Annotated in this window: 19 protein-coding genes and 1 pseudogene; 7 read left to right on the top strand and 13 right to left on the bottom strand. The window is 66.6% G+C overall.

All coding sequences use genetic code 11. The annotated features are described in order from the left end of the window. A pseudogene (locus tag MTR62_RS11340) lies at positions 1-403 on the top strand (DNA replication/repair protein RecF); the annotation flags it as partial. Positions 404-451: 48 nt separating this feature from the next. Here MTR62_RS11340 and MTR62_RS11345 read toward each other — a convergent pair. After that, positions 452-889, bottom strand: coding sequence for an FKBP-type peptidyl-prolyl cis-trans isomerase (locus tag MTR62_RS11345; RefSeq protein WP_244020921.1), 438 nt, complete (start codon positions 887-889; stop codon positions 452-454). Positions 890-1,067: 178 nt separating this feature from the next. Continuing rightward, positions 1,068-1,787: an arylesterase gene (locus MTR62_RS11350; protein ID WP_407672671.1), complete on the bottom strand. Its 720-nt coding sequence runs from the start codon at positions 1,785-1,787 to the stop codon at positions 1,068-1,070. A 72-nt stretch (positions 1,788-1,859) separates the two neighbouring features. Here MTR62_RS11350 and MTR62_RS11355 point away from each other — a divergent pair, with 72 nt between their 5' ends. Together MTR62_RS11355 and MTR62_RS11360 are read left to right on the top strand one after the other, a co-directional pair. Then, complete coding sequence (locus MTR62_RS11355) at positions 1,860-2,600, top strand: ABC transporter ATP-binding protein (protein ID WP_244020925.1); 741 nt, start codon at positions 1,860-1,862, stop codon at positions 2,598-2,600. Next, positions 2,593-5,127 carry an ABC transporter permease gene (locus MTR62_RS11360; RefSeq protein WP_244020927.1) on the top strand — a complete coding sequence of 845 codons (2,535 nt, stop codon included), beginning with the start codon at positions 2,593-2,595 and terminating at the stop codon, positions 5,125-5,127. The genes MTR62_RS11355 and MTR62_RS11360 overlap by 8 nt, the downstream gene beginning before the upstream one ends. A 16-nt stretch (positions 5,128-5,143) precedes the next feature. Here the strand turns inward: MTR62_RS11360 and MTR62_RS11365 are convergent, their stop codons facing one another. Next, positions 5,144-5,626, bottom strand: coding sequence for an RDD family protein (locus MTR62_RS11365; RefSeq protein WP_244020930.1), 483 nt, complete (start codon positions 5,624-5,626; stop codon positions 5,144-5,146). 271 nt (positions 5,627-5,897) lie between these two features. Between MTR62_RS11365 and typA the strand changes: the two genes are divergently transcribed. Continuing rightward, a complete protein-coding gene (typA, locus tag MTR62_RS11370) occupies positions 5,898-7,730 on the top strand; it encodes a translational GTPase TypA (protein ID WP_244020932.1) in 1,833 nt (610 codons plus the stop codon). A 121-nt stretch (positions 7,731-7,851) separates the two neighbouring features. Here typA and MTR62_RS11375 read toward each other — a convergent pair whose 3' ends face one another. The 9 genes from MTR62_RS11375 to MTR62_RS11415 all read right to left on the bottom strand — a co-directional run bounded on the left by MTR62_RS11375 (position 7,852) and on the right by MTR62_RS11415 (position 21,095). Next, positions 7,852-9,042, bottom strand: coding sequence for a carbohydrate porin (locus MTR62_RS11375; protein WP_244020934.1), 1,191 nt, complete (start codon positions 9,040-9,042; stop codon positions 7,852-7,854). Further along, positions 9,042-10,751 (bottom strand): methyl-accepting chemotaxis protein, encoded by a 1,710-nt coding sequence (locus tag MTR62_RS11380; RefSeq protein WP_244020936.1) that lies wholly within the window; start codon positions 10,749-10,751, stop codon positions 9,042-9,044. The genes MTR62_RS11375 and MTR62_RS11380 overlap by 1 nt, the downstream gene beginning before the upstream one ends. A gap of 209 nt (positions 10,752-10,960) precedes the next feature. Next, positions 10,961-12,238, bottom strand: coding sequence for a glycosyltransferase family 4 protein (locus MTR62_RS11385; RefSeq protein WP_244020938.1), 1,278 nt, complete (start codon positions 12,236-12,238; stop codon positions 10,961-10,963). An 18-nt stretch (positions 12,239-12,256) separates the two neighbouring features. After that, a complete protein-coding gene (locus MTR62_RS11390) occupies positions 12,257-12,805 on the bottom strand; it encodes a polysaccharide biosynthesis/export family protein (protein WP_244020940.1) in 549 nt (182 codons plus the stop codon). Between the two features lie 35 nt (positions 12,806-12,840). Continuing rightward, positions 12,841-13,908: a glycosyltransferase gene (locus tag MTR62_RS11395; protein ID WP_244020965.1), complete on the bottom strand. Its 1,068-nt coding sequence runs from the start codon at positions 13,906-13,908 to the stop codon at positions 12,841-12,843. A gap of 68 nt (positions 13,909-13,976) precedes the next feature. Beyond that, positions 13,977-14,729, bottom strand: coding sequence for a tyrosine-protein kinase family protein (locus MTR62_RS11400; protein ID WP_456152709.1), 753 nt, complete (start codon positions 14,727-14,729; stop codon positions 13,977-13,979). Positions 14,730-16,336: 1,607 nt separating this feature from the next. Next, positions 16,337-17,617: an outer membrane beta-barrel protein gene (locus MTR62_RS11405; RefSeq protein ID WP_244020944.1), complete on the bottom strand. Its 1,281-nt coding sequence runs from the start codon at positions 17,615-17,617 to the stop codon at positions 16,337-16,339. 269 nt (positions 17,618-17,886) lie between these two features. Continuing rightward, positions 17,887-19,269: an HlyD family type I secretion periplasmic adaptor subunit gene (locus MTR62_RS11410; RefSeq protein ID WP_244020946.1), complete on the bottom strand. Its 1,383-nt coding sequence runs from the start codon at positions 19,267-19,269 to the stop codon at positions 17,887-17,889. Then, a complete protein-coding gene (locus MTR62_RS11415; protein WP_244020948.1) occupies positions 19,266-21,095 on the bottom strand; it encodes a type I secretion system permease/ATPase in 1,830 nt (609 codons plus the stop codon). Before MTR62_RS11415 ends, MTR62_RS11410 begins: the two co-directional genes overlap by 4 nt. Before the next feature lie 215 nt (positions 21,096-21,310). Between MTR62_RS11415 and MTR62_RS11420 the strand changes: the two genes are divergently transcribed. After that, positions 21,311-22,831 (top strand): TolC family outer membrane protein, encoded by a 1,521-nt coding sequence (locus MTR62_RS11420; RefSeq protein ID WP_244020950.1) that lies wholly within the window; start codon positions 21,311-21,313, stop codon positions 22,829-22,831. Next, a complete protein-coding gene (locus MTR62_RS11425; protein WP_244020952.1) occupies positions 22,828-24,333 on the top strand; it encodes a cell wall hydrolase in 1,506 nt (501 codons plus the stop codon). Before MTR62_RS11420 ends, MTR62_RS11425 begins: the two co-directional genes overlap by 4 nt. 140 nt (positions 24,334-24,473) lie before the next feature. Here MTR62_RS11425 and MTR62_RS11430 read toward each other — a convergent pair whose 3' ends face one another. Next, positions 24,474-25,127, bottom strand: a complete 654-nt coding sequence (locus tag MTR62_RS11430; RefSeq protein WP_244020966.1) for a glutathione S-transferase — start codon at positions 25,125-25,127, stop codon at positions 24,474-24,476. A gap of 237 nt (positions 25,128-25,364) precedes the next feature. Between MTR62_RS11430 and MTR62_RS11435 the strand changes: the two genes are divergently transcribed. Continuing rightward, positions 25,365-26,600 carry a polyhydroxyalkanoate depolymerase gene (locus MTR62_RS11435; protein ID WP_244020954.1) on the top strand — a complete coding sequence of 412 codons (1,236 nt, stop codon included), beginning with the start codon at positions 25,365-25,367 and terminating at the stop codon, positions 26,598-26,600. Positions 26,601-26,684 lie beyond the last annotated feature (84 nt).

A 26,684-nucleotide genomic window follows, 5' to 3' on the forward strand; every position in this document is an offset into this window, starting at 1 on the left:
GCGCGAAAGCCGCCCGCGCGAGCGCGCCGCCGGGCGCACGCTGACCGGCCCGCACCGCGACGATCTGCGCGTCACCATGGCGGGCAAGAACCAGCCCGCCGCCGATTGCTCGACGGGTGAGCAGAAGGCGATGCTGATCGCCATCGTGCTCGCCCATTCGCACCTGATGGAGCACCCAGGCCACGATGGCGCCCAGGACCGCCTTGATGAGCGCCCGCGCCTGCTGCTGCTCGACGAAGTGGCCGCGCACCTCGATCCGATCCGCCGCGAGGCGCTGTTCGCGCGGCTGCGCGAAGGCCATGCGCAAGTCTGGCTGACCGGGACCGAACCGGCCCCGTTCGAAGCGATCCTGGGCGAAGCTGCGGTCTGGCACGTGCGCGCCGGAACGATCGAACGCGCCTGAGCGCCGCAGCGCCACCCTTCCGCGCCCGCGCGCAGAAGGCAGCCGCGATCAGGCGGCGGGCTTGATCTCGACCAGAGTCACCGCGAAATGCAGGTCTTCCCCGGCAAGCGGGTGGTTGCCGTCCACGGTCACCGCATCCTCGCCCACCGCGGTGATGACCAGATTGACCGTCGAGCCATCTTCCTGGCGCGCGCCCAGCTCCATGCCGACTTGCGGCTCGGGCTGCGGGGGCAGGTTGATGCGCGGGATCTGGACCACCAGTTCCTCGCGCCGCACGCCGAAAGCGTCGGCGGCAGCCACGGTCACGCTCTGCTCGGCGCCAAGCGCCATCCCCTCAAGCGCGGCCTCGACCTGGGGGAAGACCTGGGCGCCGCCGATCAGCACGCTCTGCGGTCCTTCCTGCTCGGTGCTGCCAACGACCTGTCCGGCGCTCGTGCGCACCACGAAATCGATCAGCACGGTGTCCCCGTTGCGGGCGGTCTGCATGTCTTGTCCTTTGGGATTATCCGGTATTCCAATGCGCGAAAGGCGGCCCTTTGGGGCGCGCGGCGCATCGCTCGATCGGGCGCAGCCGTGTGCGCCCAGCGTGGGCACAAGGTGGCAATTTCGCACGCCCGCGTCAACGCAAGCGGTCACACCGCCCGCGCCCCGCCTGTCCCAGGCCCTATTGCGGAACCGGACTTGCGCTCTTTTGCGGCGGCAGCGCGGCCACCACGTCGTCCACCGTGGCGCTCACGATCGCGTCCACCCCGATCGCGGTGGGATGAACGTGGTCCTTCTGCACCAGATCGGGCTTGTCGATCACCGGCTGGAGGAAAAAGGGCACCAGCGCGACATGTTCGCCTTGGGCGATCTGCGGATAGATCGGGTTGAACTGGGCTGCGTAGTCCTTGCCAAGATTGGGCGCGGCGAGCATCCCCAGCAGCAACACGCGGATGCCGTCGTGGCGCAGCCGTTCGACGATGGCGGTGAGGTTCTTGCGGGTTTCCTGGGGTGCGAGGCCGCGCAGCATGTCGTTGCCGCCCAGGCTGATGATCGCCAGTTCGGGCTTTACCGTCTGGCTCTTGAGCGTGAAGTCGAGCCGTTCGAGCCCGGCCGCCGTGGTATCCCCCGAAACCCCGGCGTTGACGATCCGCGCGTTCACCCCCCGCGCGCGCAACGCCTTTTCCAGCCGCGCCGGATAGCTCTCGCCATCCTCCAGGCCATAGCCCGCAAGCAGCGAATCGCCGAAGGCGAGGATCGGACGCTCGGGCCCCATCACGGGCAGGTCGGGCACTGCATCCATGGCCGCCTGCGTGGGTTCGGGCGCGCCGGGCGCCGAAGGGCTGCAGGCGGCAAGCAGCGCGATTGAGGCAAGCGGAAACGCAAAAGACACAGGGCGCACGGCATTCTCCGACAGGGACAGCAAGGGCTGCGGATCGAACGGGACTTGTGAAACAAGGATTTGTCTCCCCATATGGGAGCGGTGACCCGCGCTGACCACTCCCCGCCCGCCATTATCGCCCGCGACCTGCGCCTGACGCTGGGTCAGGGCGCCAACGCCGTCGCCATCCTGAACGGGCTCGACCTGACCGTCCCGCAGGGCCAGACGCTGGCGCTGCTGGGGCCGTCCGGTTCGGGCAAGAGCTCGCTGATGGCCGTGCTTTCGGGGCTCGAACGCGCCAGTTCGGGCGCGCTGAGCGTTGCAGGCGCCGATTTTGCCGGAATGGACGAGGACGCGCTGGCCCGCGCGCGGCGCGGCCGGATCGGCATCGTGCTCCAGGCCTTCCACCTGCTGCCCACGATGACCGCGCTCGAAAACGTCGCCACCCCGCTCGAACTGGCCGGAATGCACAATGCGCGCGAACGGGCCGAGGCGGAACTGAACGCGGTCGGGCTTGGCCATCGTCTGGCGCACTACCCCGCGCAACTTTCAGGCGGCGAACAGCAGCGCGTGGCGATCGCGCGCGCGCTGGCCCCGCGCCCCAGCCTCGTTTTCGCCGACGAGCCGACCGGCAATCTGGATGCCGCAACCGGCGAGGCGATTGTCGCGCTGCTCTTTGCCCGGCAGGCCGAGGCCGGTGCGACGCTGGTCATCATCACCCACGACGAGGGGCTCGCCCGGCGCTGCCAGCGGATCGTGACGCTCGGCGACGGGGTGATCGCCAGTGACACGCTTGCCCCGCCCCACGCGCAGACGGACACCGCTCTTGCCTGACCGACACCCGCCCCTCGCCTGGCGGACCGCGTGGACGATCGCCCGGCGCGACCTCTCCTCGCGCTTCAAGGGACTGCGGCTCTTGCTGGTGTGCCTGTTCCTGGGCGTGGGCGCGCTCGCCGCGATCGGCACGCTGACCGCCTCGATCGAGCGCGAACTGGGCGCGCGCGGGCGCGAGATGCTCGGCGGCGATGTCGAACTGCGGATGTGGCAACGCGGCCCCAGCGCCGAGGAACGCCGCGCGCTGGGCGCGCTCGGCACCGTCTCGCAAGGCACGCGAATGCAGGCGATCGCCAGCAAGGGCCGGTTGACCGCGCCGGTCGCGCTCAAGGCCGTCGACCAGCGCTGGCCGCTCTATGGCCGCCTTTCGCTTGCCGACGGGAGAAAGGTCGGCGCGCCGCCCGAGGGAAGCGTGTGGATCGCGCGCGGCTCGGCCGCGCGGCTCGGCCTCGCGGTGGGCGACACCTTCATGCTCGGCGGCGCGCCGGTCCGGGTCGGCGGGATCATCGCCAGCGATCCCGAACAACTGAGCGAAGGCTTTGCGCTGGGCGATCTGGCGATCAGCGCGCAGGACCTGCCCGAGCGGGCCGGGCTCACCGCGCCGGGCGCGATGTACCGCAGCGTGGTGCGCGTGCGACTGGCCGATCCCGCGCGCGATCCCGACCGCGTGGTCGATCGGCTGGAGGCCCGCTTCGGCAAGGACGCCTTCGAAACGCGCACCCGCAAGGACGCCTCCCCCTCGACCGCGCGGTTCGTCCAGCGCATGGGGCAGTTCCTCATCCTCGTCGGGCTGGCCGCGCTGGTGATCGCCGGGATCGGCATCGGCGGCGGGGTCTCCTCCTATCTGGAGGCCCGGCGCGCGTCGATCGCAACGCTCAAGGTGCTGGGCGCGACGAGCGGCGACATTTCGCGGATCTACCTCCTCCAGATCGGCGCAGCGGCCCTGACCGGCAGCGCGCTCGGCCTTGCCGCCGGGCTCAGCGTCACCCCGCTGCTGGCCCGTGCGCTGAGCGGCCTGCTGCCGATCGACACCGGCTTCACGCTGTCCCCCACAGCGCTCGCCACCGCAGCCGCCTATGGCCTGCTCGTCGCGCTCGTTTTCGCGGCCCCGCCGCTGGTGCGCGCACGCAGCTTTCCGGCGATGGCGCTGATGCGCGCGCGGATCGTGCCGCTGCGCACCGGCGTGCGGCCGCTGCTGGTTCCGGTCGGTCTGGGCCTCGCGGCAATCGTCGCGCTTGCGCTGCTCAACGCCGCGCAGCCGCTGGTCACGCTGGGGTTCCTGGGCGGTGCAGCGGCGATGCTTGCCCTGCTCGCCGCGCTGGGGCTCGGTATCCGGCGTCTGGCCGCGCACCTGCCCAGGCCACGCGGGCCGATGCTGCGCACCGGGCTTGCCAATCTCCACCGCCCCGGTGCGCAGACCGGCGCGCTGGTCACCGCGCTCGGCTTCGGGCTCAGCGCCTTCGTGATGATCGCCGCGATCCAGACCAGCCTCGATGCCAACATGCGCAGCGCCGTACCCGAGCGCGCGCCCGACTACTTCGTGCTCGACATTCCGCAAACCGGCGCCGAGGCCTTTCGCCGCACCGTGGCCCAGACCCTGCCCGGCGCCATGGTGCGCATCGTCCCCAACTTGCGCGGGCGCGTGGTGGCCTATGGCCCGAAAGACGCGATGACCCGCACCGCAGACGCAAAGGACCTGCCCGATGGCGCCTGGGCGCTGAAGGGCGAACGCGGGCTGACCTATTCCGCTACCGTCCCCGAAGGCAGCACGGTCACCAAGGGCGCGTGGTGGCCGCGCAACTACCAGGGCGAACCGCTGGTCTCGATCGACGAAAAATTCGCCGATGCGGTCGGTCTCAAGGTCGGCGACTATCTCCGGGTCAGCCTGCTCGGCGTCGAGCGTACCGCGCGCATCGCCGCGCTGCGCCGGATCGACTGGGACACGATGGGCTTCAACTTCGTGATGGTCTTCTCGCCCAACGCGCTGGCCGACGCCCCCCACCACCTCGCCGCGACGATCGAAACGCCCGCGCCCGACGCCGCCCGTGATTTCCTGCCCGCGCTGGCGCGGCGCTTTCCGTCGAGTTCGGTGATCGAGACCGGATCGCTGCTGCACGAGGCGCGCGGTCTGCTCGACCAGATGACGCTGGCGATCCTCGCCGCAGCTTCGGTCACGGTGCTCGCGGGCCTTGCCGTGCTGCTCGGCGCGATCGCCGCCGCGCGCGCCAGCCGCAGCTACGACACGGTGATCCTGCGCGTGCTGGGCGCGAGCCGGGGCCAGCTGCTGGCCGCGCAGATCACCGAATACGGCGCGCTCGCGCTGGTGCTGGGCGCGGTCTCGCTGGTTTCGGGCAGCGCGCTCGCCTGGGCAGTCATCACCCGGCTGTTCGCGTTCGAATGGCTGCCCGACTGGCCGCGCATCCTCGCCGTGCTGGGCGCGGGGCTCGTCCTGGTGCTCGGCTTCGCGCTCGCCGGCTCGCTCCCCTTGTTGAGAGCGAAACCGGCGCGCGCGCTGCGCGAGCTTTAGGCGAGCAAACCGTCAATCAGGCAAAGACGTCTGCAACTACGACCACTTCCTGTGGATCGCGGGTGCGGTAAACCAATGTCCCGGCCAACATGTCGTGCAACCCCTGTTTGCGTGCGGTCACGCCGACCATGATATAGCCGATGCACAGGATCACGCCCGAGAGGATCTTGGCGAAGAAGCGCCCGGTGGCGCGCCCGAAACTGATCCGGCGTCCATCGAGGTCGGTCACCACCAGGCCAATCGCCAGCTTGCCGACCGTCCCCTGGAACTTCGAACTTTCCATCAGCGCATAGTACAACCACTGCGCGATGATGCTGAGCCCGACCATCGTCAGAACCGAGGGCAAGAACGCAAAAGGATCCTCGGCCTCAGCCATGTAGCTCTGCATGCTGATCCCGAAGCCAAAGCTCAGACTCAGACCGGTCGAGACCACTTGCATCAAGATGTAATCGATAATGTAGGCGAGAAAACGCCACCAGAAACCGCCGTACGGCACCATAATGCCCCCATCATGTTTACGCGAACGAGAAGAACTGTCGCACCAGAGCGCACACTCGTTCCACGTATGCTCTCAAATTTCAAAGATTTTCGAACAAATGGGGCCACCTGAAAAGGCGCAAGCGTTTGCACGCGCCGATGTGCCATCACGGGTCTGTATGCGGCCCCGGCCATGTACGGAGCTTGCCGCGCGGCGCCATTTCCGTTAAGGGCGCGCGGATTTTGCGGCGTATTGTGCTCCGCAACACGCCCCTCTTACCGAAGGCCCACGCATGTCCGCCCCGCTTCCCTTGCGCAATATCGCGATTATTGCGCACGTCGACCACGGCAAGACCACCCTCGTCGACCAGCTTTTCCGCCAGTCCGGCACCTTCCGCGACAACCAGCGCGTCGAAGAGCGCGCGATGGACTCCAACGATCTTGAAAAAGAACGCGGGATCACCATTCTTGCGAAGCCCACCTCGATCGAGTGGAACGGCTATCGCATCAACATCGTCGACACCCCCGGCCACGCCGACTTCGGCGCCGAGGTGGAGCGCATCCTCTCGATGGTCGACGGCGTCGTCCTGCTCGTGGACTCGTCGGAAGGCGCCATGCCGCAGACCAAGTTCGTGACCGGCAAGGCGCTCGGCCTGGGCCTCAAGCCGATCGTCGTCGTCAACAAGATCGACCGTCCCGACGGCCGCGCCGAGGAAGTGCTCGACGAAGTGTTCGACCTCTTCGTCAGCCTTGACGCCAACGACGAACAGCTCGATTTCCCCGTGCTCTACGCGTCGGGCCGCAACGGCTACGCGAGCGACGACATCGAAGCGCGCGACGGCACGCTCGAACCGCTGTTCAAGCTCATCACCGAGCACGTTCCCGCGCCGAGCCTCGAAATCGACGCACCCTTCTCGTTCCTGGCGACCCTGCTCGACCGCGACAACTTCATGGGCCGCGTGCTGACCGGCCGCGTCCAGTCGGGCGTGGTGAAGATCAACGACCCGATCCGCGCGCTCGACCGCGACGGCAAGGTGATCGAAACCGGCCGCGCCTCCAAGCTGATGACCTTCCGTGGTCTTGAGCGCGTTCCCGTCGAGGAAGCGCGCGCGGGTGACATCATCGCCCTCGCCGGTCTTGAAAAGGCGACCGTGGCCAACACCATCGCGCACCCCGAAGTGACCGAGGCGATCGCCGCGCAGCCGATCGATCCGCCCACGCTCGCCATGCGTTTTGCCGTCAACGACAGCCCGCTCGCGGGCCGCGAAGGCGACAAGGTCACGAGCCGCCTGATCCGTGACCGCCTGATGCGCGAAGCGGAAACCAACGTCGCCATCCGCGTCACCGAGAGTGAGGACAAGGACAGCTTCGAAGTCGCCGGGCGCGGCGAACTTCAGCTGGGCGTCGTGATCGAGACGATGCGCCGCGAAGGCTTCGAACTGGGCATCTCGCGTCCGCGCGTGCTGTTCAAGGAAGACGAGAACGGTGGCCGCACCGAGCCGTACGAAACCGTCGTGATCGACGTCGACGACGAGCATTCGGGCACCGTCGTCGAGAAGATGCAGCGCCGCAAGGCCGAGCTGACCGACATGCGACCCTCGGGCCTGGGCAAGACCCGCATCACCTTCTCGGCCCCGTCGCGCGGCCTTATCGGCTACCACGGCGAGTTCCTTTCGGACACACGCGGCACCGGCATCATGAACCGCCTGTTCGAAAAGTACGGCCCCTACAAGGGCCAGATCGAAGGCCGCCTCAACGGCGTGCTGATCTCGAACGGTGCGGGCGAAGCCAACGCCTACGCGCTCAACAACCTCGAAGAGCGCGGTATCCTCTTCGTGGCGCCGCAGGAAAAGCTCTACGAGGGCATGATCATCGGCGAAAACGCCAAGCCCGATGACCTCGAAGTGAACCCGATGAAGGCCAAGCAGCTGAGCAACGTGCGTTCGTCGGGCAAGGACGACGCCATCCGCCTCACACCGCCCAAGGTGATGACGCTCGAACAGGCGATCGCCTACATCGACGACGACGAAATGGTCGAAGTGACCCCGCAGTCGATCCGCCTGCGCAAGGTCTACCTCGACCCCAACGAGCGCAAGCGCATGAGCCGCAAGAAGGAAAGCGCGTAATCGCGGCGGGAAAGCCCCGACAGGACGCTTTCCCGGTTCGTGTGCCGCTTGTGGCCAGACCACGAAAAACCCCCGCAACGCTCCGGCGCTGCGGGGGTTTTTCGTGCGCCGTCAGAAGCGCTCACTCGATCACGAAGGACAGCCGCAGCAGGCCGATGACAGCGGCCGGTTGCCCCGCCCGCCCACCGGGGTTCTGGACGATCTGAAAGTCGGGCTGGAGCGTCAGGCCGGGCAGGATCTCATCGGCATACGTCACTTCGATCCCGCGTTCGAACACGGCCGCCTGCTCGCCCTCAGCCGCCAGCGCCTCACGGTGCGCCGCACTCGTCCAAGCCGCGTGAAGGCCGATCGAAAACGCACTGCCCGGCCGCCCCGCCAGCGCCGGAGCCAGCAAAAATCCTGTCTGCGCGCTCGCGCGATAGGGTGTGGCCTGCCCGGCGATCACCCCGCCCCGCAGGAAGCCCGAAAGGGCGCTCCCCCCCTCGCTCCCGGCCAGTGTGCCATCGAGCAGGGCGTAGATGCCCCGCGTATGCTGATAGAGCGGTGCACCGCCTGGCCCGGTTGCCCACAAATGCTCGTGCCGCTTGGAATAGGCCCACGCGCCGAGCGCGAGCTTGAAGCCTTCACGCGCGACGCCCCCCTCGGCCACGGCGATCACCCCTTCGCGAAAATGCAGATCGACACCGCCCGGGTCACCCCAGCTCCCCACATCCGCATTGACCAGCGCGGCGCGTACGAAACCGCCCTCGTCGCCAAGGTCCAGTGATCCGCGCAGCGCCAGCGCGCTCAAAGGGAAGATCGAGGGTCCATTTGGTCCCGAGCCCGCCAGTTCGGAACCGATACCGAAGGGCGGGGAAACCAGCGTTCCGGCCGAATCGGTGACGTAGAACTCACCGTTGAGATCGTAAAGCCCGACCAGCAGCGATCCTCCCCCGATGTCCTGCTCGAGCCAGGCTTCGAACAGGCGAATGCCGCTGCGTCCGACCTCGATGTTGTCAAAGCCCTGCAGAGTGGCGATCCTGTCGTTGGGCCGCGCGCCGTGATTGCCCAGCAGGTATACGTGCGCCCGCGCGCCCTGCCAGCCCACCAGCCGCTCCAGGTCCGCATCAAGCGTGAGATCGGTGTTGTCGAGGACGCGCACGCGGTGATCGCCCCCGCCCGACAGCGGGGCGACGACATCGACGATCTCGGCAAAGCCCAGGTTCAGCCCGGCGATGCCCTTGCTCTCCTGCGCGCGGGACGCCTGTGCCCCGACAAGTGCACTCAGCGCACACAGAGCGCCCAGAGCGCCCATCCTGCGCCAGCTGCGCATCAGGCGACGAGCCGGGGAGCGGCCCCCGCAAAGCCATCGGAGGCGCTCTTCGCGAGACCCAGGTTGAACGCATCGAGCTTTTGCGAGACGTCCTGCGTCGCGATGTAGACCTGGCGCGTGGCGGCGGAGACTTCTTCGGCCAGCGCGGCGTTGGCCTGGGTGATGCGTTCGAGTTCCTTGGCGCTGCCGTCGATGCCGTTGAGCGCCTGCGCCTGTGTCTGAGCCCCCTCGCTGATGCCGCGCATGGTCGAGGAGATCCGCTCCATCCGCTCGACGATCGCGACAAGCGCCGCCCCCGCCTCGCGCACCAGCGCGACACCCTGGCGAATTTCATCCCCCGAAAGCGTGATGAGGTGCTTGATCTCGTTGGCGGCATCGGCCGAACGCTGCGCAAGCGCGCGCACTTCGGTGGCGACCACCGCGAAGCCCTTGCCCGCCTCGCCCGCGCGCGCGGCCTCGACCCCGGCGTTGAGCGCGAGCAGATTGGTCTGGAAGGAAATACCGTCGATCGTGGTGATGATCGAGACGATACGGTTCGAGGATTCCTCGATCCGGTCCATAGCCTGGACCGCCGAGTGGATCACTTCGCCGCCTTGCGTCACCGCGCTGTTGATAGCGTGCATTTCGTCCTGCGCCTCGCGCACGGACCCGGCCGCTTCGCCAACCCCTTGTGCCACACCCGAAATCGCGCTCGCCATGTCCTGCAACTGGCTCGACTGGCGTTCGTTGCGCTGCGAAAGATCGTCGACCGATGCGCTGATCTCGCTCGCGGTGCCGATTGTCGCACCATTGGCCTGAAGCACCATCGCCAGCGTCTGCGAAAGCGAACCCATCGCCGCGTTGTAATCGCGCCGCAGCCCGGCAAAAACACCATCGACAGCGCTGTCGATCTGCGCCGAAAGGTCCCCCTTCGCCAGCCGCTCAAGCGCGGAGCCGAACGCCGTGACGATGCCTTTCTCCTGCGCCTCGCGCGCGGCTTGGGCTTCGCTCAGCCGATCGCGCAGCGTTTCGGCGGCGCGTGCCAGATCGCCCAGTTCATCGCCTCTGTCGGCGTAAGGCACGTCAAGCGACAGCTCGTTACGCCCCAGCGCATCGAGCGCGCCGCGAATGGACAGCACCGGTGCGATGATCTGGCTGCGAATCTGGCGCCAGACCAGGACGCTGACGATCAGGATCAGACCGCCACACACCAGCGTGACCAGAAGGCCGAGCAGGCTGACGAAATCCGCTGCCCCGCGCATGGCTGACACATTTTCTTCCACCTTGTCCGATATGTTCGACATGCCCCCTTCAAGGCGTTCGAAGCGCTCGGTAAAAACGGTGTATTCCCTGGGCGACGGCCGCTGGCCTGCTTCCACCTCGCGCACCAGTTTGGCCCCCGCATCAAGGTAAGCCGCCACGTCGGCCTCCACCGCGCGCGCCGCCGCGCGCACCTCGGCGCTATCGGGATAGGCGCGGGTCTTCGCGATGTGATCGCGAAAATCCTTGGCATCCTGCGCGAAGACCTGGGCGAAATCCCCAGGCTCGACGGCGCCCGCTCCAGCGGCCAGAGCCCCCAGCACGTCGCCGCGAATGGTATCGTGGAGCATGTCGGCTTCCATGTGGTTGCGCAGGATAACCACCGCCTGGTCGACCTTCGCCAGCGCGCTGCGCTGGTTGGCACCAACCACCCCACTCGCCACACCCCACAGCACCGTGGCCCCCAGCAAGAGAGCGAAACCACGTGCTGTGCGCGATGAGAGGCTCGAGCTACCAGAATTCACACACCCACCTGTGGCAAAGGAAAATTGAGCTAACTTCCTTAAGGCCACCGCCTTGCAACGGGGCTAAACGGCAGGATCGGTGATATCCGCAAGGGTCCGTTACCCCGCGCTAAACGCGCTCCATCCCCAAACCTCCTGTGGCGCATCCCCCAAACTCACGCGGGCATCGCCTCCTGGAGCACCACGCCGTAGGCATCCACCACAGCATCGCTCCAACTGCCCGGCGAATGGCACAAAGTGCGATAAGCCTCGAATCCCGCCAGCGACATGGCCCGCACCCGCTCGTCATCGGCGTGGAGCGCGCGGATGGCCTCCGCAAAGGCGACCGGATCGGCCGTATCGACCGCCAGCCCCAGTCCCTTCTCCGCGATTTCCCGCGCAACAAGCGCGCGCTGGCTAACGATTACCGGTACACCCGAGCCGATAGCCTCCAGCGCGACGAGCCCGAAGGGTTCGGACCAGCGGCTCGGCATCACCGCGATGCGCGCGCGCGCCAGTTCGCGCGCCACCCCCGCACGGTCCAGCCGTCCTGCGAAACGCGCATCGGGATTGATTGCCCGGATCGCCTCCAGTTCAGCGCCTTCGCCGACGAAGGTGATCGGCACGCCCGCCTCGGCGGCGGCGCGCGCGGCAAGATCCGCGCCTTTCTCGCGCGAGATGCGCCCGATGAACAGAACCCCGCGGTTATCCTGCGCCGCCACCCGCTCCGCGCAAGGCGGCGAGACCGGATTACGCACCGCGACAAGCTTCTCCCGTGGCCAACCCGCTTGTTCGAATTGCGGCGCCTGGCCCGGATGAATGAGTAGGAGCCGCGCCCCTTGCGCCGCCCCGCCGATCCAATGCCTGCGCAGCCCCTCGCGCCCGACCCGCCACAGCTTCTGCGCGCCCGAGGTCTTGTCACACGAACAGCCCAGGCAAGCCCGCGACAGCGGCCGCAGCGTACAGTCCTGCTCACGCCGGTAGTCGAAAAACGCCCCGTTCGGGCAGCCGTTAAAGTAATCGTGCCCGTGCAGGACGAGACGATCGGCCACCGCGTGCAGCGCCGCGAAAACCGCGGGCGAGAGGATCTTCGACCAGCCGTGCAGGTGGTAGATCGTGCCCGGCGTATCGTTGCGCGCGATCCAGCGCGCGAGGCGCCTGCGGACCGAAGGGTTGTGCAGTCCCAGCGTCAACGCACCGAACGGCGAACGATCGAGCAATGCCTTGCCGCCCAGCGCAATGAACTCCACATCCTGGCGGTGGAACTGGCCCCCGTCGTCCCCTGCGAAGAAGGTCACGGCCAGATCACGCTCGCGCAGTTCGGCGATCAGCACCTGGACAAGGTATGAAGCCCCGCCGAGCGCCTGGCTGTAGTCGTGCAACACGACCACGCGGTCGATCCGACTTCGCGCAGCCGGGCCGATCATGGCAAGCTCTGCCTCGGGACGCAGCACCGCGCGCTTCCGCCGCTCTCAGAAATACCGCGCGCCGATGCGCACGGTATCACCGGGCAGAATCGCAGCGCCACTGGTGAGCGCATAGGCGCTTTCTTCACCTTCGTTGCCGTGCCGGATATAAACCACCTTCTCGTTCGCCCGATAGGTGAAGCCGCCCGCCTTGGCGACCAGCGCATAGACGGACATGCGCTGCGCATAGTCGTACTCGCCCGGCTTCTGCACTTCGCCCAGGATGAACACCGGCCGATAATCGACCATGTCGAGACTGATCCGTGCGTCGCGGACATAGGACGCGCCCAGGGTCCGGGTCAGCTCTTCACGCGCCTGATCGAGCGATTTACCCGCGACCTTGAAGTCGCCGACCATCGGCAGGCTGATAGCGCCATCCTCGTTGACGGTATATTCGCCCGACAACGTCTCCTCGCGAAACACCGCGAGCTTTAGCTTGTCGCCCGGCGCCAGATGGTATTCTACCGCAGCAACGCTGGGCAAGCTGCGCTGCGCCGTCGCGGCGCAGCCGCCGAGCGCCAACGCGCCCGCAAGGATCAGAATGCGAAACGCCATGATGGGTCCTTTCTTCATCAGGGTGGGAGAGCCTCTCAGGCCCGGCACGGTTGAATCTGGCGCAGCGCGTCGAGCGCCCCCATCACACCGCGATCGAAAACCTCGGGCGCGAACCGCGCGGCGTTGGCGACCGCCTCGGCGGGATCGAATTGCGGCAACCATCGCTCGAAGCGGTAGATGGCCTCACACAGCGCATCGATACTCTGTTCTTCAAAGAACAGTCCGGTGGCGCCATCGACGATCGAATCGGTAACTCCGCCATGGCCATAGGCAATCACCGGTCGACCGCTGGCATTGGCTTCCACAGGGACGATCCCAAAATCCTCCTCCGGCGTGAAGACCAGGGCCTTGCAGGTGGCGTAGGCATGCTTGAGCTGGGCAAAAGTCAGGCGCTTGCGAACCTCGACATTGGGTCCCGCGCTGCGCGCGATCTGCGCGTACATCTCCCCATCGCCGACCATCAGCGCGGGCACGCCCATGCGATTGAAGGCCTCCAGGGCGATATCCGCGCGTTTGTAGGGTGTCATCTGGCTGACCCACAGATACCGGCCGCCAACCGCATCCGATGGTGAAAATTCGTCCACCGCGACGGGAGGATGCACCACACGCGCCTGACGCCCCCAGACCTTGTGTATCCGCCGTTCGATGAAGCGGCTGTTGGCCAGGATCGCATCGACCCGGCTGGCCGAGCTGACATCCCACTGGCGCAGGCGGTGAAACATCGCAGGCATCATGAAGCGCGCCAGTCCACCAGCAGCGGACTTGTAGTCGTGGTAATGATCCCACAGATAGCGCATGGGCGAATGGCAGTAACACACATGCAGGGCATCGTTACGGGTGATGATCCCCTTGGCCGGCCCGGATTCGCTGCTTATCACCAGATCGTAATCGCGCAGGTCCAGCTCCTCGAGCGCCATCGGCATGAGCGGCAAGTACTTCTGGTAATGTTTGCGTGCCCCCGGAAGGCGACCGATGAAAGTCTCCTGCACCCGCGCGCTGCGGATCTTTTCCGACATGCGCTCCGGGTCATAGACGTGGGTAAAGATGTCGGCATCGGGGAAGAGGTGCAGGAGCCGCTCCAGCACCCGTTCGCCGCCACGCATCCCCACCAGCCAATAGTGCACCAAGGCCACCTTGCGATAGGAGGGCGCAAAGGGCTGCGCGTGCGCGTTCACTGGTAGTACCCCGAATACTGCGTGTAGAAGCTGGCCGCATCCTCCCCTCCGAAGCGAGCCTGCTTTTCCATGTCGACCATGTTGAGCACGATCCCCAGGTCCTTGACCGTGCGCATCGGCAGGAGCCGCAGCGCCGCCTTGACGACACGATCGGTCGTGCGTCGCCAGCTCACCACCAGCAGCGTTGCATCGGCATAGCTGATGAGTTCGCGCGTTTCGGCGATCGGCAGGATCGGCGGACAATCAAGAATGATGACATCGAAATCTTCGCGCAAGCGCGCGATAAGCCTGGCGAAACGGCCGCGCTCGGTCAGTCGCTCGCCCTTGGCGAAGGGGTGCGTGATCGGCACGATACGCATGGGGCTTTCGGGCTCTTCGTAACAGGCCACTTCACCGCTGTCGGCATGAAGCGCTTCCATCAGTCCCGGCTCGCCCTTCTCGAAGGCGAACATCTGGCTGAGCTGCGCGCGGATGATGTCGCAATCAATCACCAGCACCCGGTCCCCAGCCTTGGCCAGCGAGCGCCCGATGCACGCCGAGAGGGTGGATTTGCCCTCCCCCGGAATGGCCGAGGTCATCGCGATGACCTTCCCACCTCCGCCCGAAAGATTGCGCACCGAGACGATCACGTTGCGCAAGGCTTCGGAGAAAGCGCCATCGGGAAAGTCGCGCACGGTATCGAGCGGCGTGGGCGCGTGGGGTTCGACCGTGCGATGACGCGGGATCGAGCCCNTCGGAGAAAGCGCCATCGGGAAAGTCGCGCACGGTATCGAGCGGCGTGGGCGCGTGGGGTTCGACCGTGCGATGACGCGGGATCGAGCCCAGACCAAGCACACCCAGCCGCTTCTCGACGTCGTCGATCGTGGTGAAGCCGCGATAGGACAGCTCGGACAGGACCGCCAACATGACACCTGCGAAAAGTCCGACGACAAAGCCCAGCGCCAGATTGAGCGCGAGATTGGGCGAGATCGCCCGCGTGGGGACACTGGCCTGCGAGATCAGTCGCGCGGCGGGGGTTTCGGTCCCGCTGCCTGCGACCGTCTTGTTGAGTTGATCGAGATAGCTGCGGTAGAGCAATTGCGCGGCGTCCGCCTTCTTTTCAAGGTCGGCCAGCTCGACCAGCGCGGTGTTGTCCGAACTGAGCTGCGCGCGGGTCCCGTTCCGACTGGCCAGCAGCGAAGAAAGCCGCTGCGACGACGCCTGCGCGTCGGTCTTGAGGCGCTGGAGCGAGCGGTTGACCTCGCCCTTGATCTGCGCGTCGAGGTCGGCGATCTGGCGACGGACCGTCACCAGATCGGGATTGCTATCGAAGTAGCGGTCCGAAAGATCGCGCTCACGCGCGACCAGTTGCGCGCGCTGCGCACGCAGCGCGGCCACCACCGGTGAAGCGGCAGCAACCCCGACATTGTCCGCCCCGCCTGCCCCGCGCTGGCCTTCCGCGCTGGCCAGCGCAGCCGCGTCCTGGGCGGCTTGCGCGCGGGCCGAGGCAACTTGCTGGTTGTAGGTGGAGATTTCCTGCTCGGTAAGGCCGGTCGCCGCCGAGCTGATCAAGCCATGCGCGACACGGTAGCGTTGCACGTCGGCAAAGGCGTCGTTGTAATCCTTGGCCAGCGTGTCGACCTTGGTGCGCAGCGTCTTGGCCGCATCGCTGTTGTAACGCGCCCTCTCGCGCACGTCGTCGAGCGTATAGAGCCGACCGAAGGTGTTGGCGACCTGCGCGGTCCGTTGCGGGTCGAAATCCGCATACGTGACCCGCAAGTTGAGCGAATTGCCCACCCGCAAAACGTCGAGCCGCTTGAGCAGATAGTTGATCGCCGCTTCACGGAAAGCCTCGGCCGGCACGTTAGGCAGATTGCGCCCGGTGTCGCGGGTCAGCCCGATGGCCCCCAGGATATTGTCGACCATCGAGCGCGGGGCCAGCACGTCGGCACGGAAATCCGCATCCTGATCGAGTGCAAGCGCGTCCAGCACCTGCCCCGCCATGTTGCGCGATCGGATGAGCTGGACTTGCGTCTCGACATCCTCGGGCCGACGCGCCCCTTCGCGTGACGGATCCTCATCGTCCGGGGCGACCTGGGTCGACCCGGTGATCATCACCGCATCCGCGCTGGCGCTATAGATACGCGGCTGCGCCGAAGTGAAGACCAGCGCCAGCACGACGCACAGCGCCAGCGTCAGGAACAGGACCTCGCGCCGACGCCGGAGCATGGCGAGCAGGTAACGAATGGAGATGCTTTCCTCGCTCGTCGCCGCGAAACGGCGATCCTCGCGCGTGAGCAGTTGCGGCGGGCGCCCCTGGGGCTCGTAGATGGCAGGCAGGTTCAAGCGATACACTCCCCGAAAAGAGGGCTGGAAGTCATGGTGTGACGGTGATGCCGACACCGCCGCCAAAGCCTTTGAAAGCGTTGACGAGCGGTGCGCCGGAAACGGTCTGGTCGAGCCAGTGGATTTGCGCGCCGAGAGCAACGGCGCGATTGATCTGGTAGTTGACCTTGAACGTGACCTGCTTGCGCCAGGCCCGCGTCGTCGTGTCGCGATAGCGATCATGCTGGACGTCACCGGTCAGCGCGAAACGGAGCTGGCGCGTGGGATCGTAGAACAGGCTCGCCGACAGACCGTCTTCGAGGATTGCGGCGACGTTGCGGTTGCCGCTGTTGCGAAAGTGCCGGGACAGGCCGAATTGCGCGGTCACGAAGGGTGTCGGATACCACTCCCCCTTGATCACGAAGCTGGCACCCGAAAAATCGCGGTAGATATCCTCACGATAGTCGCGCAGCTGATAACCGAGCGCGACTTCGAGCGACACCAGAGCGGAAACCGCGCCCTTCAGGCCCGCCACCATGTTCAAGCCCCTGGAGTCGCGCGCGCGCCCTTCGATCGGGTGGAGCGAATGGTGCGTACTGGCATGCACCTCCGCAAAGGCCGTCATGAAGCCGGACAGATCGTAACCCAACCGGACATTGCCCCCGATCGTACGCAGATCGCGGAAGGACTGGTCGTCCTCCCCGCCCGCACGCAGGGTAAGCGGGTTATAGGTCACGCGCTCGACCGCGCCCCCCATGGTGAGGTCGAGCGTGCCGATCGCCAAGGTGAGCGACGTTTCGGCGCCCAACCGATCGTAGCTGACCGGCTCGAGCGCATCGAGGATCGTGCCGGCGCTGTTGCGAGGCTCGACCCGGCGCGACAGATCCGCGCCCAGCCGCACTTCCAAATCCGGGGCAACATCCAGGCGGTTGGCGCTCTGGATCAGGAACTCCTCGCTATTCTGGGACTCCATGCGGGCAAACCGGCGTGCCGTGCCCGCAACGGTAAGGGCGAGATCATGACGCGGATCGTCCAGCACCAGATCGAGCCGAGGCGCGACGACCAGTATCGCATCGCCTCTTGCGTCGGGTGCGTAGAGCACGTTGTCTTCGTACCCGGAGACCAGCCCAAAGGCAGGCCGGACCAGAACCGGGCCGACGCGATGGGACAACGGCTGCAACGTGGGTTCGGCCCGGCTACCCGCCACGTCGCCGCGATCCAGCGTGGGGGCGATATCGACCGACATTCCCGAACCGAAGGTCTGCCCGTGAACCGCCTGAGGTACAGCGAATGACAGTGCGGCCATCGCCGAATAGGTGAGCTGGCGCGCCATCGATCACCCCCGAACCGCAGCGCGAGCGCCACTCGGGCGCGGCGCAACCGGCCCTAGGGGCCTGTGCCACCGGGTCGACCGGGCCCGTTGCGCCCCGCGCTTCCAAAACGGCTTCAGGTCTTCGCAAGCCTTACGCATAGAACGCTCTCGTCCGCCAAGTGCTGGCCTGGGGCTGGACGCAAGGGTTCGTTCGCAGCAGCAATGGTTTGCTACCCGGTTCGGCACCCTTTCGGTTTCACCCTAGGAATAATGTCTACTTGGTATCCCGACTATTCCCGCAGCGCGCGCCTGAATTGATCCGATAGCGGTCTAATTATGTATTGAAGTATCGTGCGCTGTTGCGTCTGCACAAAGACCTCGACCGGCATTCCAACGGAAATTCGGGCACTTTCTAGCTTACGAAATTCTTCATCCGGAATGGAGACTGTGGCCGGATAGAAGGCAATCCCGCTCGACTGATTGACCGTGCTGTCGGCCGCCACCTGGGTCACGGTCCCCGTCAGTTCGGGTGTCGTGCGCATATTGAGCGCGGAAAAGCGGATGTGCGCCTTGCGCCCGACAGCCACCTGATCGATGTCGGTTGGCCGAATCTGCACGCGCACCACCAGCCGATCCGCCTTCGGAACGATCTCCATCAGCGTCTCACCGGCCGGAACCACACTGCCCAGCGTGCGCACGCGCAATTTGTCGACCACGCCGTCCTGCGGTGCCCGGATGGCCGTGCGATCGGCGCGATCGCGGGTTTCCGCGCTGTCCTTGCGGCGCTCCGAGATCGCGGCTTCGACTTGCCCCAGCTCAAGCGCCGCATCGCTGCGGGCCTGACTGGTCACACCCGTCATCTGCACCTGCAATTCACCGATCCGCGCCCGTGCCTGATCCAGCCCGGCCTGCGCCGCCTCGCGCTGAGCCCGCACGCCGACCGCCGAACGTTCAAGCGCATTGAGCCGATCGAGCGTCGTGAGCCGGTCCTTGTACAGATCGCGCGTCTGATCCAGTTCCTGGCGGATAAGACCTTCCTGTTCGCCATAGGCCTGCAGCTGGCTCAAGTACGTCGCGCTGTCGGATTGGGATTGCGCCACGCGCGCCTGCAACTGCCCGATCTGGTCGAGCCTTGCCCGATAGCCCAGTGCGAAACTGGCGCGCTCGTCGTTCATCACTCCACGCACGGAAGGATCGGCGGAGCGTGCCAGAAGCTCGCGGGGGAAGTGAACCCTATCCCAGCCGTTCTGGATCGCCCGCAAGCGCGCGGCCCGCGCCAGCAGCTGGTCCAGCCCTTCGCCCGCATAGGTCGCCAGAGCGCCCGCGACCGAATCGTCGAGCCGAACGAGCACCTGCCCCTTGTGCACCGCGTCCCCCTCCTTGACGAGAATCTGCGAAGCGACCCCGCCATAAGGATGCGAGATCTCCTTGACGTGGGTCTCCACCGTCACCTCGCCCGGAGCGATAACCGCACCGGCCATAGGCAACAGCGCCACAAGCCCGCAAAAACCCAGGATCAGGGTGGCGACAGCGCCCAGCCCCAACCGGACGAGCCGACGGATACCCGCGGAGTGATCGCTCGGGACAGGAACGTCGTAGCGTTCGGCCGGAAGGATCTCGACTTCGGGTTCGGGCGCGGCAAGCGCGGCCAGGATCGGTGCCGGGGCGTTCATTGGCCAAGCTCCTCGGTCTCGCTACTGTCGGCGGTTTCGCTTTCGCCCGGACCCGATGTCCTTGCGGATGCGCCCGGCTCTCCTGATCTGGATTCGGCGTTACGACCCGCGACACCAGAGACCGACATCTTGGCCTGCGCGGTGGTCCGCACACGCCTTTCAAAGTCCTCTCGCGTCTCGAAGCTTTCCACCTTGCCCCCGTTCATCACCAGGACATGGCTGACCTGCGCCAGAATCGAAGGACGGTGCGCGATCACGATGGCGATGCCGCCGCGTTTGCGCAGATGCCCGATCGCCCGCCCCAGCGCCTGCTCACCATCGTGATCCAGATTGCTGTTGGGCTCGTCGAGCACGACCAGAAAGGGGTCGCCGTAAAGCGCACGGGCAAGTGCGATACGCTGCTGCTGCCCGGCCGAAAGCCCGCCGCCGCCGGGCCCGATGGCCCCGTCATAGCCCCCTTCGAGGCGCACGATCAGGTCATGGCAATCGGCCGCGCGAGCCGCGGCCAGAACCGCAGCACGATCCGCCCCGGCCTGAAAGCGCGCAATGTTCTGCGCAATCGAACCTTCGAACAGCTCGATCTTCTGGGGCACGTACCCCATGAAGCGCGCGCGCTGCGCCGACGACCACTGATCGAGCGTTGCGCCATCAAGCCGCACCGCCCCACGCAAGGCTGGCCAGACTCCACAGACCGCGCGCGCCAGCGTGGTCTTGCCCGAACCGCTGCGCCCGATCACCGCCAGCGCGTCGCCCGCCTTCAGGTCGAAGTGCACATCGCCCAGCGTGACTCGCTTCGAGCCCGGAGGTGCGGCCGCCAGGGCGCGAACCGAAAGGCTTACGCACGGCGCCTCGAGCCCCATCGGCTCGGCCTCGGCGGGAATCGCCTCCATCATCTCGCGCATCCGCGTGAGCGCCTGCCGGCAGGCGACCATGTTCTTCCATTGCGCGATCACCTGCTCGACCGGCGCCAAAGCGCGCGAAGAAAGGATCGAACTGGCGATGATGATGCCGCCCGTTGCCTGCCCTTCGATCACCAGGAAGGCCCCCAGCGCCAGCGTGGCCGACTGCAGGAACATGCGAAACGCCTTGGTCGCGCCGGTCAGCGTGCTCGACAGGTAGGAAAAGCGATCGTTCGCATCGAGATACTCGACTTCGGCGCGCTGCCACTGACGGCGGCGTTCGCCCTCCATCCCCAGCGCGCGCAGTGTTTCGGCATTGCGCATGGTTGATTCGGCCAGATTGATGCGCCGCGCCCCCGATCGCATCGTTGCCAGCGCCAAGGGCCCGGTGGTGCGGTTGTTGACGATCATCAGCGTCACCAGCACCCCCACCCCGCCCAGCGCGAGCAGCCCCAGGCTCCAGTGAAACACGCTCAGGATCAGAAGATAGATCACGATCCAGGGCAGATCGAGGATGGCCAGCGGTCCGCTGCTCGACAGGAAGGCCCGCACCGTATCGGCATCGCGCACGATCTGCGCACCATTGGGCATCGGCCCGCGGCGCAGCTCGAAGCGCGAGACGATGTCGAGCACCCGCTCGCTCGTCGCGCCCAGGAAGCGCGAGCCGACGTGGACCATGATCCGCCCGCGCACGACGTCGAGTACCGCCTGGAACGCGTAGGCCAGCATCACCAGCAGCAGCAGGCTGATCAGCGACGGCACGCTGCGGCTCGGCAGCACGTCGTCATAAGTCAGCAACATGAAGAACGATCCCGACAACAGCAGGATGTTGTAGGCGCTGCTGATGATCAGGATGGGCGCCAGCACCTTGCCGAGCGGCGCCATGGCCGCGCGCAGGTCCTCCGATACCTGCCCGAACGGGTTCACGCGCGCCTCCGCGTCCCGACGCGCCACCGGATGGAGCAGCCGGTCCAAAGCGCGCCGTCGATGGCTTGTCTATCCATAGTTGTGTCCTGTCTGGAACAATCTCGCACTGCATTAGACCAGCGAAAGACGTACACCGACAGAGAGAACACCTCTGTTCCGGATTGAATAAAAGCCAGTCCCAAAAACCCTCCCTTCAACAGGATAGGTACTTTTACTTGGCCCGTTTGTCTTACCCCACCGCTACTTGTGCGCTAGCACTGCTTCTGACGGCAGGCGCCGGAAAGGCCGAAACGCTTCAGGATGCGCTTGCCGCCGCCTACGAAGGCAACCCGCAATTGCAAGGCGACCGCGAGCTGGTGGTGGCTGCGGACGAACGCGTGGTCCAGGCCAAGGCGGCCTACGGGCCCAGCCTCTCGCTGTCGGCGACGCACCAGTTCACCGCGGCGCGTATCCGGGGCGGTGTCCTGCCCTCGCACGACGACGGTTTTGGCTCGACTGTCGAGCTATCGCTGAGCCAGCCGCTGTTCACCTCCGGGCGCCTCTCCTCGACCATCGATGCCGCCGATGCCGCGCGCCAGGCCGCGCGCGAAAGCCTGCGCGCCAAGGAACAGCAGCTCCTGCTCGACGTGGCCGACGCCTATATCACGCTGCGTCGCGACATCGCGCTCTACGCGATCACGGTCGAGAACTACGATATCCTGCTCCAGCAAAGCTCGGTTACCGCCGCACGCTTTCGTCTGCGCGATTCCACCGAACCGGACATCGACCAGACCAGCAACCGCCTCGAACTCGCCGCCGGGCGAGTCATCGCCGCCCGCGCCACGGTGGAAATCAGCGCTGCGCGCTACCGCCGGCTGGTCGGCCATTACCCCGACGAACTCGCCGCACCGCCCACGCTGCCGGCGCCGTCCACGCTCGAGACGCTCTATGTCGATGCCGAAAGGCACAACCCCTCGCTGGCCGCCGCGCAGTTCACGGAGCAGGCCTCACGCGCGAACGTGCGGGTCGAGCGTGCGCAGATGCGCCCGCAGGTCAACGGCTTCTCCACCCTCTACCGTGCGCCGGTGACCGATTACCAGAACAGCTGGCGCGAAGAAGGCGTGGTGGCCGGGGTCAACCTGACGATGCAGCTCTATTCAGGCGGACGGCAATCCGCGTCCTTGCGCGAAGCCATCGCCCGCAACCTGGCCGACCAGCACTATGTCGAGGAAGCACGCCGTACGATGCGCGAGACACTGGCTTCGGACTGGAGCCTGCTCGGTTCGGCCCGGCAGGCCCTGCCGCGCTACGCCGCAGCGGTACGCGCGGCGGAAAGTGCGGTCGACGGGGTGAAGCGCCAGGAAACCTCGGGCATCCGAACCTTGCGCGACGTGCTTGACGTGACCAACGATCTGCTCAGCGCGCGCATCGCCGCCGCCCAGGCCGAAGCTGAGATCGGCCTGCGCCAGCTTGCGCTGATGCGCGATGCCGGCACGCTCTCGATCGAGACGCTGACCGCGCGCGGCCCCTACGACCCCGATCAGCGCACCTCGACCCTTGCGGCCTTCGCCGGAATGCCGTTGCGCCTGGTCCTCGAACCCGTCGACCGACTGCTTCAGCCCGCCGCGCACCGCAAGGCCACCATCCAGAGCGAAACTCCGGGCGATTATGGCTGGAGCCGCGATCTGGCCGATCCCCTCCAGCCGATCACCCCCGCCCCCACCAGTTCCCCGGCGAGCGGAGCGCCCCCCCGGTGACGCGCCAGCCCACCACGATCGATCACCGCATCGATACGCTGGCCCGCTCGATCACCCAGGCCTGCGCGCAGGCCGAGGGCGCGGCACGCCGCCGCCCGCTACCAGGGTTGTTCGGCACGCGCGAAGCCTGGTCTGCGGGCGAACGCCATGCGCCGGGGACGTTCCCGTTCGCACCACCGCCGCTTCTTCGCGGGCCAACCCCCAAAGGGCGCCCGCAACGTGAACCCGCGCGCCGCGCGCAATCGCTCCATTTTCGACCTACTCTACCAGTCCTGACCTTTCTGCAGGCCTGCGCCTGCGCCTGCGCGCTGGCGCTGGCGGGCAGCGGACATCACGCCGATGGCGCCAGCGCCGCTGCGTTGAAAGCCCCCGACACCGCGGACCATGATCGCTTCCCCGCAGCCCTGGCGGACCTTCCCGCACGGCCCGACGCCGCGCCGCCGAGCCTCGACATTTCCGCCGACACGGCGCGGCGGCTCAACGCGGCAACGCCCTTCGTCGCCGGTCCGGTGCCGGCGGCCAGCGCCTTTCGCTTCACCGGCGATGCCGCCAGTCTGGCGCGCGCACGCGATTGCCTTGCGAGCGCGCAATACTACGAGGCCGGGTTCGACCTCGAAGGGCAACGCGCCGTCGCCCAGGTCGTGCTCAACCGGGTACGCCACCCGGCTTACCCCAACTCGGTCTGCGCGGTGGTCTACCAGGGCGCCGAACGGCACACCGGGTGCCAGTTCACGTTTACCTGCGATGGCGCGATGGAACGTTCCCCCATCGCCTCGCTGTGGCGCGAAGCGCAAGGCATCGCGGACGAAGCGCTCCATGGCGCGATCTACGCTCCGGTCGGCTGGGCGACACATTACCACACCGACTGGGTGCGCCCCGCCTGGAGCGGTGAACTCGACAAGATCGCCAAGGTCCACACGCATATCTTCTTCCGCTGGAAGGGCGGCTGGGGCCGCGCCGCGGCCTTCAGCCAACGGGAAAGCTCCAGCGAGCCGTTTGAACCCCGGCTGGCGCGCTACGCCCTCGCGCATCGCGGCGCGGACCCTCGGGAGGCAGAAGCCGGCGTAGCGCCGACAAGCACCCGCACCCTTTCCACGATCGCCCCGCAAACCGCCGCGCTGCGTGCCGAGGAAGCTCTGCCCGGCGTCAATCTGCGTGGCAGCACGCTGGCGCTCGTCCACCCGCAGGGCGACGCCTTCGGCTTTCTCCTGCCCAGCGCCTACCCCGGTGCGTTCGGGCTGCTCGCGCTCGACGTGTGCAGAGGCCGTGCGTTCTGCAAGGTCATGGGCTGGACCGATCCCGCTGCTCTGCCTGCCGGTTTTCCGATCCCACAGGTGAGCCGCGCGCGCATGGCCTTTCTCTTCATCTACGACCGCAACACCCACCACCAGATGATCGGCTGGAACTGCGACCTTTTCCCGCGCACCGATCCGGCCGAGTGCCTGACCCCACGCGCAACCCGCTGGGATGCGATCGCGCGTGCAGACACGAGCGCGCGCTGACCGGGCAACCCGGAATACCCCGCTGCAGGACAGGTTTTCGCCGAAGGGCGCAGAACCAGGCAAAGGCGCTGAAGGCGCATTTCGCGCGCCCGGCCCACGAAGGCGTAAACTCAGGCTGGCGGGGGCCGAGGGACACCCCTTCAGAATTCGACTTCGAGCTCTTCCATTTCCTCGGGCTCGGCCTTGGCGGCGGCGATCCACTCGGCCATCGGCGCCCATTCGGTCACCGTCTTGCAATAGGCAAGGCACGGCGCCGACACCGCCACGGCATAAGTAATGAAGCGCGTGGCGACGGGGGCGTACATCGCATCGGCCACGGTGGGCTCGGCGCCGAACAGGAACGGCCCGCCCCAGGTCGAGAGGCATTCGCTCCAGATCGTCTCGACCCGCTCGATGTCCGGGCGCGCCCCCGAAAAGACCGGAAAACGCTCATGCCGCACCTTGAGATTCATCGGCAGCGCCGAGCGCATGTTGGTGAACCCCGAATGGATCTCTCCCGCGATCGAACGGCAGTGCGCCCGCGCGATGCGATCCTTGGGGTAGAGCCCGGCCTCGGGGAATTCCTCGTTCAGGAACTCGGCGATGGCCAGCGTATCCCACACGCTCGCCCCGTCGTAAGTCAGCCGCGGCACCAGTACCGAGGGCGACAGCAGCAGCAATTCGGCGCGGTTGGCGGCATCGTTGACGACCGGCTTTTCGATCACCTCGAGCCCGGCCAGCCGACACATCAACCAGCCGCGCAGCGACCAGGCCGAATAGGTCTTGCTGGAAATCGTCAGGGTCGCCTCGGGCATGGTCTTGCCCTTCGCCTTGGTCTCGTCCGGGGTGTCCACGGCGCTTTTCGAAGCTGTTTCAACCATCGCGAATGTCCTTTGTCCATCTGCCGGGGCCTGCGCACCCTAGCACTCTCGCACCCGCGACGCACGGTGCAAATACACCCCGAACACCGGGCGGTTTTGCTTGCATCGCATCATGATGCGGCGCAGCATGAGCCCTATCGACGGACGCGCCGCCAAGGGACCATGCACTCCATGCTCTACGACGCCTACGAGGCCACGAACGACCTGCTCGCCCCATCGCGCTTTGCCGCCCGCATGGCTACGCGCTTTCGCGACGGGGCGCTGGGCGGGGCCAGCGACATGCCCTTCGTGCGCCGCCTCTTCGCGCTCGCCGAAGTGCACCAGAAGGCCGCCATCACCCACACCCGGCCCTCCTATGCGATCGACACGGTGTCCTGCGGCAACCGTTCCGTGAAAGTCGTCGAACAGGTCGTGCTCGACCTGCCCTTCGGTGACCTCCTGCACTTCGCCAAGCCCGAGGTCAGCGCGCCGCAGCCCAGGGTGCTGATCGTGGCGCCGATCTCGGGCCATTTCTCCACCCTGCTGCGCAACACCGTTGAAACGATGCTGTGCGACCACGACGTCTACATCACCGACTGGAAGAACGCGCGCGACGTGCCGCTCCACGCGGGCGATTTCGGGTTCGAGGACTACATCGACTACGTCATCACCTTCCTGCAGGAACTGGGCGATCCGGCGCAGCGCAAGGGCGCGAACGTGCTCGCGGTGTGCCAGCCCTGCGTTCCGGTGCTCGCCGCCGTTGCGGTCATGGCGGGAGAAAACGACCCGTGCCAGCCTCGCACGATGACCCTGATGGGCGGGCCGATCGACGTGCGCGAATCGCCCACGTCGGTCAACGATCTCGCCAATTCGAAAAGCTACGAATGGTTCGAGGCGAACATGATCCAGACCGTGCCCTGGCGCCATCGCGGCGCGGGGCGCAAGGTCTATCCCGGCTTCGTGCAGCTAAGCGCGTTCATGGCGATGAACATGGGCCGCCACTTCGACCAGTTCCGCAAGCTTTACCAGGCACTTGCCGAGGACGATGCCAGCCTCGCGACCAAGATCGAGACGTTCTACGACGAGTATTTCGCGGTCCTCGACCTTCCGGCCCGTTTCTATCTCGAGACGATCGACCAGGTCTTCCAGCGCGCATTGCTCGCGCGCGGCGAATTGACCTTTCGCGGGCACAAGGTCGACTGCGGGGCGATCCGCAAGACCGCGCTGCTCACCGTCGAGGGCGAGCGCGACGATATCTGCGCGGTGGGACAGACCGCGGCCGCGCACCTCTTGTGCTCCAGCCTGCGCCCGCATCTCAAGCAGCACCACCTCCAGCCCGGCGTCGGCCATTACGGCACGTTCTCGGGCTCGAAATGGAAGACCCAGGTCTACCCCCAGGTCAAGAACCTGATCCTGGCGATGAGCTGACCCAGCAGGCATTCTTAACTACGCCGCGAGCGCGCACGAAAAAGGCCGGCGGGGTTGCCCCCACCGGCCTTTTTGCAATCAACC

Origin of the sequence: Novosphingobium organovorum, from assembly GCF_022832435.1 — a bacterium.
Taxonomy (GTDB): domain Bacteria; phylum Pseudomonadota; class Alphaproteobacteria; order Sphingomonadales; family Sphingomonadaceae; genus Novosphingobium; species Novosphingobium organovorum.